The organism is Ramlibacter sp. P4_H7 (genome assembly GCF_056400765.1).
This window is the reverse complement of record NZ_JBFUKP010000037.1, coordinates 1-11,180: the sequence shown is the minus strand read 5'-3', so window position 1 is coordinate 11,180 and position 11,180 is coordinate 1. Positions and strand designations below refer to the sequence as shown.

Here is an 11,180-nt window from a genome sequence, read left to right as displayed (position 1 = left end):
CGCCGGGCCTCGCCCCGCAGGCCGGGCCCGCGCCCGGGTGGGTGCCCGCCGGCGGCGGACTCGGTGCGCCGGTGCCCGCGTGGCTGGTCGTGTTCGGCACCGGCCTGGGTCTGGCCCTGGGATACTGCATCGCCCTGCTGACGCGATGAAGATCATCCAGGACATCGCCGAGCAGGCCGGCTCCGCGCAGGAATGGCGGCGCGACATCCACGCGCATCCCGAGCTGTGCTTCCAGGAGCAGCGCACCGCCGACCTGGTGGCCAACCTGCTCACCGGCTGGGGCATCCCGGTGCACCGCGGCCTGGCGGGCACCGGCGTCGTCGGCATGATCCACGGCCGCGACGGCGGCGCCTGCGGACGCGGCGTGGGCCTGCGCGCCGACATGGACGCGCTGCCGCTGCAGGAACTCAACACCTTCGCGCACGCGAGCCGCCACCCGGGCCGCATGCACGGCTGCGGCCACGACGGCCACACCGCCATGCTGCTGGCCGCCGCGCGCCACCTCGCCGGCAACCGCCACTTCGACGGCACCGTCTACCTGATCTTCCAGCCTGCCGAAGAGGATGGCGGCGGCGCCGGCGTGATGGTGCGCGAGGGCCTGTTCGAGCGCTTCCCGATGGAGGCCGTGTTCGGCATGCACAACTGGCCGGGCGCGCCGGTGGGCACCTTCGCGGTGAGCAGCGGGCCGGTGATGGCCTCGTCCAACGACTTCCGCATCACGATCCACGGGCAGGGCAGCCACGCGGCGCTGCCGCACAACGGCATCGACCCGGTGCCGATCGCCTGCCAGCTGGTGTCGGCCTTCCAGACCATCGTCTCGCGCAACGTGAAGCCGGTGGACGCCGCCGTGATCTCGGTGACCATGATCCACGCGGGCGAGGCGACCAACGTCGTGCCGGACAGCTGCGAACTGCAGGGAACCGTGCGCACCTTCTCGCTGGAGGTGCTGGACCTGGTGGAGCGGCGCATGCGCGAGCTGGCCGAGCACACCTGCGCGGCTTTCGGCGCGCGCTGCGAGTTCAGCTTCCGTCGCAAGTACCCGCCCACGGTGAATTCTCCGGCGGAAGCGGCCTTCGCGCGCGAGGTGATGGCCGGCATCGTCGGCCCCGAGCGGGTGCGGGACCAGGAGCCGACGATGGGCGCGGAGGATTTCGCCTTCATGCTGCAGGCCAGACCCGGCGCCTACGCCTTCATCTCCAACGGCGACGGCGCGCACCGCGAGATGGGACACGGCGGCGGGCCGTGCATGCTGCACAACCCCAGCTACGACTTCAACGACGAACTGCTGCCGCTGGGCGCGACCTTCTGGGTGCGGCTGGCCGAGCAGTGGCTGGGGCGAGGACGTCCGGGCGCCGCGGCGTAGGCCACCGTCCGCGTCAAGTCCGGTTGGGCGGCGGGAGCAGCCTTTCCGGTGTTCCGGACCTACAGCGGCCGCAGGTAATCCGCGGCGGCCAGCGCGGCACTGGCATCTTCGCCGTCGTCCTGCTCCGCGGGCCGGCCTGCCGGCGCGGCTTCGCGCTCGCCGATCTGCTGGCGCCACATCGCGTAGTACAGGCCCTTGAGCGCCACCAGTTCCGCGTGGGTGCCGCTTTCCACCACGCGGCCCTTCTCCAGCACGTAGATCGCGTCCGCGTGCAGCACGGTCGACAGCCGATGCGCGATCAGCAGCGTGATCTGGGTGCGCTCCTCGGACACCCGGCGCACCGTCTCGGTCACCTGCTGCTCGGTCAGCGAATCGAGGGCCGAGGTGGCTTCGTCGAACACCAGCAGGCGCGGCTCGCGCAGCAGCGCCCGGGCGATCGACAGCCGCTGGCGCTCGCCGCCCGACAGCTTGGTGCCGCCTTCGCCGACCACCGTGTCCAGCCCCTGCGGCAGGCGGGCCAGCAGCTCCGTGCACTGTGCGTGCTCCAGCGCGGCGAGGATCTGGGCGTCGGTGGCATCGGGGCGCACGAACAGCATGTTCTCGCGCACCGTGCCGCCGAACAGGCTGGTCTCCTGCGTGACGTAGCCGACCTGGCGGCGCGCCTCGTTGTAGCGCAGCTTGCGGGTGCTGACCTCGTTGAAGTACACCTCGCCCGACGCCGGACGGTACAGCCCCAGCAGCAGCTTCACCAGCGTCGACTTGCCGGACCCGGACGGACCGACGAAGGCGATGGTGTCGCCGCGGCGCGCGAAGAAGCTCACGTCGTCCAGCGCGTTCTCCTGCGCGCCGCGGTGGCGGAACACGACGTGCTCGAAGCGCAGGGACTGGATGGGGCCGACGTGCACCGCGTCCTTGGGGCGCTGGTCGACCGGCTTGGCCATCAGCTCGGCGAAGTTCGCCATCGAGGCGCTGGCCTCGCGCCAGGCCAGGATGATGGTGCCCAGCTCCTGCAGCGGCGCCAGGATGCCCACCGAGATGAACTGCATCGCGATCAGCTCGCCGGTGGACAGCACGTCGCGGAAGATCAGCCACAGCAGCGTGAACAGCACCGACAGCTTCAGCAGGCTCAGCGTGGTCCCCTGCAGGAAGGTGAGCCAGCGGATGCGCCGCACCTTGGCCATCTCCAGGTCGAAGATCACCTGGGTCTGTGCCTCCAGCCGCCGGATCTCGCGGAAGGTCAGGCCCAGGCTCTTGATCAGCGCGACGTTGCGCAGGCTCTCGGTGATGAAGCCGGCGTTGCGCGTCGTCTCGCGGTTCAGCGCGCGCTGCTGGCTGCGGATCTGCCGGCTCAGCAAGCCGGACAGCCCGCCCAGCACCAGCAGGCCGACCAGGAACACCGGCACCAGCAGCCAGCTGCGGGTGACCGCGTACCAGAGGAGGAAGCCCAGACCCACCAGCGAGGCGAACAGCACGTTGATGAAGGCGTTGATGAAGCGCTCGGTGTCGCGCCGCACGCGCAGCAGCAGCGACAGCGTCTCGCCGCTGCTCTGGTCCTCGAACTCCTGGTAGCGCAGGCGCAGCGTCTGGCGCAGCCCGTCGTTGAAGATCTGGGTGCCGAAGCGCTGCACCACGACGCGCGTCACGTAGTCCTGCATGGCCTTGCAGGCCCGCGAGGCGATGGCCACCGCCACCGCGAGCGCCAGCAGCCGCAGTGCGCCGCTCACCAGTTCCTGGTCGCTCTTGACGTCGCGCTGGTTGGCGTAGCCATCCACCAGCCAGCCGAAGATGATCGGATCCAGCAGCGCCAGCACCTGGCTCAGCGCGGCCAGCAGCAGCGCCAGCACCGCCAGCTTGCGCTGCGGCCTCAGGTATTTCTTCAGCAGGTTCATCCCCGGATTCTGCAGGGGCGGGCTGGGGAGCGTCACCCCGTGCGCACCGCGGGCCACTGGCATTCCTGAGCACTGGGCCCTACAATTCAGGCTGGGGACACGAGCAGACTCCCCGCTTCAAGACGCAGCAGCGTCCAAGTTCTGCTCCTGATCAGGGCCACGCGCCCGGATAGGAGCTCAGCTTGCAGGATGTCCCCCTTCCCGCCGAACCATCGGCCGCACCGGCTGCGCCCCGCTACACCCTCTGGCAACTCGTCGCCTACATGTTGCGACTGGGGACGCTCGGGTTCGGCGGCCCGGTTGCCTTGGTGGGCTACATGTACCGCGACCTGGTGGAGCAGCGTGCCTGGATCTCCGAAGCCGACTACAAGGAGGGCATGGCCCTTTCGCAGCTGATGCCTGGCCCGCTGGCCGCGCAGCTCGCGATCTATCTCGGCTTCGTGCATTACAGCCTGCGCGGCGCCACCTTCGCTGGACTGGCCTTCGTGCTGCCCTCGTTCGTGATGGTGGTCGGCCTTGGCGCCGCCTACCTGGCCTTCGGCGGCATCGGCTGGATGCAGGCGGTGTTCTACGGCGTCGGTGCCGCGGTCATCGGCATCATCTGCATGAGCGCATGGAAGCTCACCAGCAAGAACATCGGCAAGGACAAGTTGCTGTGGGCGATCTTCCTGGTCAGTGCCGCCGTGACCGTCATCACGCAGACGGAGAACGCCTTGCTCTTCCTGGGATCCGGAGTGCTCGTGTGGCTGCTGCGCGCGCCGCCGAAGTGGAGATCCGGCACGCTGCAGGCCACCGCGGCCCCGCTCTGGGCCGGATTCGCGCTCACGACCGTGGATTGGCACAAGCTGGCGCAGATCGGCGGCTTCTTCGCCTACGCGGGCAGCTTCGTGTTCGGCAGCGGCCTGGCCATCGTGCCCTTCCTGTATGGCGGCGTGGTCAAGGAGTATGGCTGGCTCAGCGATCGGCAGTTCGTCGACGCCGTGGCGGTCGCCATGATCACCCCCGGCCCGGTCGTCATCACGACCGGGTTCATCGGCTACCTGGTGGCCGGCTTCTGGGGCGCCGTGGTTGCGGCCACGGCGACCTTCCTGCCCTGCTACCTGTTCACCGTCATTCCAGCTCCGTACTTCAAGAAGCACGGCAAGCGGCCAGCCATCGTCGCCTTCGTGGACGGCGTGACGGCGGCGGCGATCGGCGCCATCGCGGGGGCGGTGGTCGTCATCGCCCAGCGCTCGATCACCGACTGGCTCACCGGCGCGCTGGCCGTCGCGACGGCCTTCGTGCTGTGGAGATTCAAGAAGCTGCCGGAGCCCGTGATCGTCGTGGTCGCGGCCGTGGTCGGCCTGTTGGCGCATCCCCTCATTGCTCATTCCTGAAGGAGGTCCCCATGAAGCAAGCCCTCATCGGAGTTGCCGCCGCGGCCGCTTCGGCCCTCACGGGCGCACAAACCATTCGCTTCGACCAGGAGCCCACCGGCGCCGCGCCCGCCGGGTGGACCTGCGGCGTCACCGGGCGCGGGAGCCCTCGGTGGACAGTGGAACCGGGCCCGGCCGGCGGACGCGTGCTGCTGCAAAGCGGCAGCGGCACCTTCCCCTGGTGCGTGCGCAGCGGAGTCGTGGTGGCGGACGGCTTCGTCGAGACCCGCTTCCAGCCGATCTCGGGGCATGAGGACCAGGCCGGAGGCGTGGTCTGGCGCTGGAAGGATGCCGACAACTACTACGTCGCGCGCGCCAATGCCCTGGAGAACAACGTCTCCCTGTACTACACCGAACGCGGCTCCCGCAAGACGATCAAGTACGTGGACGCGCCGGTCGCGCGCGGCAAGTCGCACACCTTGCGCGTGGAGTTCGCGGGCGAGCGGATAGCGGTGTGGCTGGACGGCACCCGCTACATCGAGGTCCAGGACGCGCACATCGCCGGTCCGGGCGCCGTCGGCGTCTGGACCAAGGCAGACAGCGTGACCGCGTTCTCCGAACTCAGCTATGGCAGCGCGCCGATCGCGCCAGCCACCGGCCGGTGAGCCCACGGACACGGAGGAGAAACCCATGGACCTGAAGCCCTACCCATTGCCGTTCGATCCCGCCACCATTCCAGGCCTGTCGGAACGACTGCTGCGCAGCCATCACGCCAACAACTACAGCGGCGCCGTCAAGCGCCTGAATGCCCTGCGCGCGGAATTGGCCAGGATGGATCCCGCCAGCGCACCCGGCTTCGCCTGGAACGGCCTGAAGCGCGAGGAGCTGATTGCCACCAACTCCATGCTGCTGCATGAGCTGTACTTCGCCAGCCTCGCCGCCGGTGCGCAGCAGATGGAACCGGCCTGGGCGCTGGCGCTCGCGGCGAGCTTCGGCAGCGTCGAGCGCTGGCAGGCCGAGTTCTCCGCTTGCGGCAAGGCGCAGGCGGGCGGTTCCGGCTGGATGCTGCTCACGTTCCAGCCGCGCGAAGGCACCCTGGTCAACCAGTGGGCGGCCGATCACACGCACGCGGTCGCAGGGGGCGTGCCCTTGCTGGCGCTGGACATGTACGAGCACGCCTATCACATGGACTTCGGCGCGGGTGCGGCGGCGTACGTCGATGCGTTCATCGCCAACATCGCCTGGCAGGCCGTCTACGGTCGCTACCAGGCGGCGGTCCACGCCGCCAGCGAGCCCTTCGCCTGCGGCGCCGACGAGATCCGCGACGCGCTGGTGATCGACGTGCGCCGCGCCGGCGTATTCGACGCTGCGCAGACCATGGTCGCGGGGGCGGTCCGGCACGACCCGCTGCAAGTGGCGAGCTGGAGCGCCGACCTGGAGGCAGGCCGACCTGTGGTCGTCTATTGCGTCTACGGCCACGAAGTCGGCCGCGCCACCGCGTTGCGGCTGCGCGCCGCCGGCCACGATGCGCGCTTCCTGCGCGGCGGGATCGCCGGCTGGGAATCCGCCGGGATGCCGGTACGCCCGCGGTCATGAAGCCCTGGAGCGCGATGGTGCTCCCGCCTGCGCGGGTCTGGCGCGACGCCGACCGCCTGCTGCTGGCCAAGGGGCTGCGCGGCTTTGCCGACGGCTTCGTCAGCCTGCTGCTGCCGCTGTACCTGTTGCAGCTGGGCTTCACGCCCTTGCAGGTGGGAGTCATCGCCACCACCACCTTGCTGGGCTCCGGCCTGCTGACGCTGATGGCGGGCGCGCAGGCCGGCCGGTACGCGTGGCGCACCTTGCTGCTGGCCGCCTGCGCACTGATGGCCGGCACCGGGCTGGCGCTGGCGTCGGTCACCGGCTTCTGGCCGCTGATGCTGGTGGCTTTCGTGGGAACCATCAACCCGTCCGGTGGCGACGTCAGCGTGTTCCTGCCGCTGGAGCATGCCCTTCTGTCCACCAGCGTGGACCCGCGGCGGCGCACCGCCGCCTTCGCGCGGTACAGCCTCGTGGGCACGCTGTCCGGCGCGTTCGGTGCGCTGTGCGCCGGCCTTCCCGCGCTGGCCGCGCCATCGTTGGGCATCGGCATGCATGCCGCGCTGCAGGCGATGTTCCTGTTGTATGCCCTGATCGCAGGGGCCGCCGCGCTCGTCTACCGCGGACTGCCCCGCACGCGCCAGGCCGCCACGGACGAGGCGCGCTCGGTGCTGGGGCCGTCGCGTCGGCGCGTGCTGGTGCTGGCGGCGCTGTTCAGCGTCGATGCGTTCGGCGGCGGCTTCCTGGTGCAGTCGCTGCTGGCACTGTGGCTGTACCAGCGCTTCGGCCTGTCGATCGAGGCGGCGGGATCGCTGTTCTTCTGGACCGGCGTGCTGTCGGCCTTCTCGTACCTGGTGGCCGTGCGCATCGCCAACCGCATCGGGCTGGTCCGCACCATGGTCTACACGCACCTGCCTTCCAGCCTCTGCCTGCTGGCGATGCCCTTCTGCGGCGAGCTGTCGTGGGTGATCGCGCTGCTGCTGGTGCGCAGTGCGCTGTCGCAGATGGACGTGCCGACGCGCAGCTCGTACGTCATGGCCATCGTCACCCCAGCGGAGCGCCCGGCCGCGGCGAGCGTCACCTCGGTACCGCGCAGCCTGGCGGCCGCGGCCAGCCCCGCGATCGCCGGCTGGCTGCTGGGCCTGTCCAGCTTCGGCTGGCCGCTGATCGTGGGCGGCGCGCTGAAGATCGGCTACGACTTGATGCTGCTGGCGATGTTCGCGCGGGTGCATCCGCCGGAGGAGCGCGAGGGAGATTGACGGAGGTGGAAGCGTCCGACGTCCTGTGAATGATTGCCTGGTCCGGGAGCCCACGTCGGCCACGAACCCGCACGCACGGCGCGTCACGCAGGGAGAGCGTCGAGCGGGCTGGCCGTGCCGCCGGCAGCGACCTTCAGCACGTGCGTGTAGATCATGGTCGTGCTGACATCGCTGTGGCCCAGCAGTTCCTGCACGGTGCGGATGTCCGTGCCGGCCTGCAGGAGGTGGGTGGCGAAGCTGTGGCGCAGCGTGTGCGCCGAGACATGTTTGTCGATCCCGGCGTCGGCGGCCGCACGCTTCAGGGCGCGGGCGAGGCGCTCTTCGTACAGGTGGTGGCGCCGCTCGACGCCGGTCCCCGGATCGACCGAGAGCGTTGGAGAAGGGAACACCCAGTGCCATCCCCACGTGAGGCCCGCGCGCGGGTACTTGGCCTCGAGCGCATGCGGCAACGCCACGCCGGCACGGCCGGCCGCGCGATCGGACGACCAGCAGCCGCGCGATGCCTCCAGCTGCGCCCGCACTTCGTCGCGCAGCGAACGCGGCAGCATGACCACGCGGTCCTTCGCGCCCTTGCCCTCGCGCACGACGATCACCTGGCGGTCGAAGTCGATGTCCTTCACGCGCAGCGACAGCGCCTCCATCAGGCGCATGCCGGTGCCGTACAGCAGCCTGGCCAGCAGGGCCGACTGGCCCTCCATGAAGAAGAACAAGCGCTGCACTTCTGCCGTGGTCAGCACCGCAGGGATGCGCCGCTTCGGTGTAGGACGGCCGATCTCGTCCAGCCAGGGCAGTTGCTGGCCGAGCACCTCCTTGAACAGGAACAGCAGAGCACTCAAGGCTTGCCGGTGCGTCGAGACTGCCGCGTGCCGCTCGTTGGCCAGCATGGACAGGAACGCCTCGACCTCCGGTTTGCCCATGACCCGTGGGTGGATTCGGCGCGGTTTTAGATGGCAACAGTCGGCAGGGCAGGCAAGACTGGCTGATATAAATCAGGCACTTGCAAACGCCTCTGACAGGAGTTCTTCATGACGGCAGCTTGGTGTTATTCCGCAGGGTTGCGGCCTATATCACGTTAGAACGCACGGCATGGGACTGCTCCATTTCTTCAGCGCGCCTGTCGGAACCCGTGGCAACGCTGTGCTGAATTGGACGGCTGAGCCGACCGGGGACGTCATCGCTTACGCGCGTAGCTACCGGACCGCGGCCAACCGCTTACTGCACGCGGAGGAGAAGCGAGAGTTTGGTGAGCTGGATCACGACGCCTGTCCTATCTTGTTTCTCTTTCGACACTCCCTTGAGCTGTATCTGAAGGCGATGATTTGCCGGGCGGCTCTGATCAGCGTTTCGGAGGCAGAACTCGTTGAAGTCTTGCCACGGCTGTGGCGAGAACACTCCCTAGTTCGACTTCTCGCGATGTCGGAACCGGTCCTCGACGCTCTCGGTCGTAGCCTGCCGGCGCTCAGATTCGTCTATGAAGACGTGCTTGATGTTGTCGAGGAATTGGATCGCGTTGATCCAGGCTCGTATGTCTTTCGATACCCCGTGACGGTGAAAGGAACTGCCTCTCTGCCGAGCACAATGCTTGTGAATGTGTTCATCTTCTCCGAGCAGGTGGATCGCGCGCTGACGTACTTCAGCGACATCTGCGTGATGCTCCACGGCGCGTCCCCTCCGCGTGAACAGTTGCGGATTGCTTTGGCCCCGATCTTGCGGAGCGGTGACGGTGCGTCCTAACTTGTCGGTCGACGCGGACACGTTGCGGCAAGGGGCCGCACGGCGCCGTTGGATATCGTGCACCGTGCGGCCCCTTGCCACAACGTGCCGGTCACCTTTACGTTAGGCGTCGCGGTGGACGCAGGCTCGGGGCGTGACTCCCAGCAGTTCTGCCAGAATGTCCGCAGGAGACGCAGCATGAATATATTGGACTGGATTGACTTCGGAAAAGTCTCGGCTGAACGAGACGACCTTTTGTCGAGTTACTTCTTCGACAACGGAGTGCTTAAGTCGGTCACAAACAGCCCCACATCTTTCTTGGTACTTGGTCGGAAAGGCGCAGGCAAGACCGCGGTCTTTCGATACCTCACTGAGAACCCCAGGGAATTTCTCGACCCGGACGATCTGCTGATCGCCTTGTCCTTCGAGGACTACAACTGGAACATACACGCGCTGCTGACAAACGAGAACAAAGCGGAGTCCATGCTGTACAAGCAGTCGTGGCGCTTCATTGTTCTCATAGAGTGCCTTAAGGCGGTATCCGGCTGGTACGCCAAGAAGGGGATCGCTGCGCCAAAGAAGATCGCCGCGGCAACAAAGCTTTTGGAGAAGCTATTTGATAGTCCGGTGCCTTCGATCTATCAAATCGTGGGACGAAAGCTTCTGAATCTTTCGGGTTTGAAATTGCCGAAGGCGGGCCTAGATCTCGAGGAAGGCGGGCTCGACGCGGTCAGCGTCGAGGGCGGAGAGGTTACGTTTGAGGAAGTGAAGAAGGACCAGTCCCTTCGACAGCACCTCTCTGAGAACATCGAGAACCTGATCGAGTACCTTGATCGAGCACTTTCCGAGACGTCTGGGCAGTGGCCCACCACGTTCATCTGCTTTGACAGAGTTGATGAGGCTTGGGACGAGGTCTCGTACGAGGCTTCTCGGAAGGTGATTGCCGGGCTTGTGGCCGCCTGCGATGCCATTAATGCGCAGTACAAAGGTCGTCTCAGGCCGATCGTCTTCCTGCGCGAGGACATCTTCGATACCCTGAGCCTTAACGATGCCAACAAGCTTAGGGCGGATTGCGGCGCGCTGTTGCACTGGAACAAGGACAACATCGCAAGCTTGATTCTTCGTCGGGTGAATTACTACGCCAAGCAGAGCAGCCAGCCGGTTGCCACGTCCCTTGACGCGCTGTTCGACAAAACCGAAATGCGGCAAGGTGCACGTCCTTCGCGATACTTGCTTCGGCGCACCATGATGCGTCCGCGTGACTTGATCTCGCTGCTTAACTTGACAGTAGCGACCATGCGGGATAAAGCCGAAGATCCGTTCGTCGACGAACCCCCTACGTTCGAAAAGCTGGAGTGTGAGTCGATTTACAACGCCGAACCCAGTTACTCGGAGTGGCTTAAGCAGGAAGTCCTTGAGGAATGGAAGGTTCAGAGGCCGTCGATCGTGAACTTGCTGAACGCATTGCAGAATCATGGGTCGACCAACTTCACGAGCGCTGCTCTCGCTAAAGAACTGGAGAAGCTGGGCGTTAAGACGACCTCGGCAGATACCCTAGATCACTTGCGTTTTCTTTTCGAAAACTCAGTCATCGGCTTTCGACTGGGGTCGTCCAACGAATGGCGGTTCAAGTGCTTCTATCCGTCTCAAGGGTTCGTAGAAGCCGATGAGTACCGAGTTCATGATGGCCTTGTTCGCGCGCTTAACTTAACTGAAGCGCGCAAGCCTACTTGATAGGTCAGGTGCCTGGGAGGCGTGAACGGAATGAAGGCGACGCCTAACAGGTCGTATATGGACTCCTCTCCAACGACAAGGCCCTGATCACTGTTGTTGGCTTCAAGAGCAACGCCTGCGGTCGTATATCCGGCATCGTGTGTGGGCTGCTTGAGCCCGTGCCGTCATGGGTTCCGCGTGGTAGGAAGCAGCGCCAAACGTTCGATCGGCTTGCAATGAGCCGGACTTGTTATCGGCGTCAGCACTTCCTGGGGTTCGTCCCTGTTGGCCATGAGGGGGCGATCAGTCCTTG

Annotated in this window: 9 protein-coding genes; 7 read left to right on the top strand and 2 right to left on the bottom strand. The window is 66.5% G+C overall.

Features of this window, described 5'->3' with window-relative positions:
- Positions 1 to 145 precede the first annotated feature (145 nt).
- Complete coding sequence (locus AC1DSA_RS25995; RefSeq protein ID WP_477894151.1) at positions 146 to 1,363, top strand: M20 aminoacylase family protein; 1,218 nt, start codon at positions 146 to 148, stop codon at positions 1,361 to 1,363.
- Between the two features lie 59 nt (positions 1,364 to 1,422).
- Here the strand turns inward: AC1DSA_RS25995 and AC1DSA_RS25990 are convergent, their stop codons facing one another.
- Positions 1,423 to 3,252, bottom strand: coding sequence for an ABC transporter ATP-binding protein (locus AC1DSA_RS25990; RefSeq protein ID WP_477894149.1), 1,830 nt, complete (start codon positions 3,250 to 3,252; stop codon positions 1,423 to 1,425).
- A gap of 182 nt (positions 3,253 to 3,434) precedes the next feature.
- On the opposite strand from AC1DSA_RS25990, the gene AC1DSA_RS25985 reads away from it, so the two are divergent.
- The 4 genes from AC1DSA_RS25985 to AC1DSA_RS25970 are packed head-to-tail and all read left to right on the top strand — an operon-like array spanning position 3,435 to position 7,441.
- Entirely contained in the window at positions 3,435 to 4,628 is a 1,194-nt protein-coding gene (locus tag AC1DSA_RS25985; protein WP_477894147.1) for a chromate transporter, read from the top strand.
- An 11-nt stretch (positions 4,629 to 4,639) separates the two neighbouring features.
- The gene (locus tag AC1DSA_RS25980; protein WP_477894146.1) at positions 4,640 to 5,272 is read left to right on the top strand and encodes a hypothetical protein; all 633 of its coding nucleotides are present in this window, start codon (positions 4,640 to 4,642) and stop codon (positions 5,270 to 5,272) included.
- 25 nt (positions 5,273 to 5,297) lie between these two features.
- The gene (locus tag AC1DSA_RS25975) at positions 5,298 to 6,203 is read left to right on the top strand and encodes a Fe-Mn family superoxide dismutase (RefSeq protein ID WP_477894144.1); all 906 of its coding nucleotides are present in this window, start codon (positions 5,298 to 5,300) and stop codon (positions 6,201 to 6,203) included.
- Entirely contained in the window at positions 6,200 to 7,441 is a 1,242-nt protein-coding gene (locus tag AC1DSA_RS25970) for an MFS transporter (protein ID WP_477894142.1), read from the top strand. Before AC1DSA_RS25975 ends, AC1DSA_RS25970 begins: the two co-directional genes overlap by 4 nt.
- An 83-nt stretch (positions 7,442 to 7,524) precedes the next feature.
- Here AC1DSA_RS25970 and AC1DSA_RS25965 read toward each other — a convergent pair whose 3' ends face one another.
- Positions 7,525 to 8,373, bottom strand: a complete 849-nt coding sequence (locus AC1DSA_RS25965; RefSeq protein WP_477894153.1) for an integron integrase — start codon at positions 8,371 to 8,373, stop codon at positions 7,525 to 7,527.
- Between the two features lie 154 nt (positions 8,374 to 8,527).
- Here AC1DSA_RS25965 and AC1DSA_RS25960 point away from each other — a divergent pair, with 154 nt between their 5' ends.
- Together AC1DSA_RS25960 and AC1DSA_RS25955 are read left to right on the top strand one after the other, a co-directional pair.
- A complete protein-coding gene (locus tag AC1DSA_RS25960; protein WP_477894140.1) occupies positions 8,528 to 9,175 on the top strand; it encodes a hypothetical protein in 648 nt (215 codons plus the stop codon).
- Between the two features lie 177 nt (positions 9,176 to 9,352).
- Positions 9,353 to 10,888, top strand: a complete 1,536-nt coding sequence (locus tag AC1DSA_RS25955; RefSeq protein WP_477894138.1) for a P-loop ATPase, Sll1717 family — start codon at positions 9,353 to 9,355, stop codon at positions 10,886 to 10,888.
- The last annotated feature ends 292 nt before the right edge of the window (positions 10,889 to 11,180 follow it).

Excerpts from the sequence above, each read along its gene's own strand:
- AC1DSA_RS25995 (WP_477894151.1), top strand. The coding sequence starts at position 146 with ATGAAGATCATCCAGGACATCGCCGAGCAGGCCGGCTCCGCGCAGGAA.
- AC1DSA_RS25975 (WP_477894144.1), top strand. The coding sequence starts at position 5,298 with ATGGACCTGAAGCCCTACCCATTGCCGTTCGATCCCGCCACCATTCCA.
- AC1DSA_RS25990 (WP_477894149.1), bottom strand. The coding sequence starts at position 3,252 with ATGAACCTGCTGAAGAAATACCTGAGGCCGCAGCGCAAGCTGGCGGTG.
- AC1DSA_RS25970 (WP_477894142.1), top strand. The coding sequence starts at position 6,200 with ATGAAGCCCTGGAGCGCGATGGTGCTCCCGCCTGCGCGGGTCTGGCGC.
- AC1DSA_RS25955 (WP_477894138.1), top strand. The coding sequence starts at position 9,353 with ATGAATATATTGGACTGGATTGACTTCGGAAAAGTCTCGGCTGAACGA.
- AC1DSA_RS25980 (WP_477894146.1), top strand. The coding sequence starts at position 4,640 with ATGAAGCAAGCCCTCATCGGAGTTGCCGCCGCGGCCGCTTCGGCCCTC.
- AC1DSA_RS25960 (WP_477894140.1), top strand. The coding sequence starts at position 8,528 with ATGGGACTGCTCCATTTCTTCAGCGCGCCTGTCGGAACCCGTGGCAAC.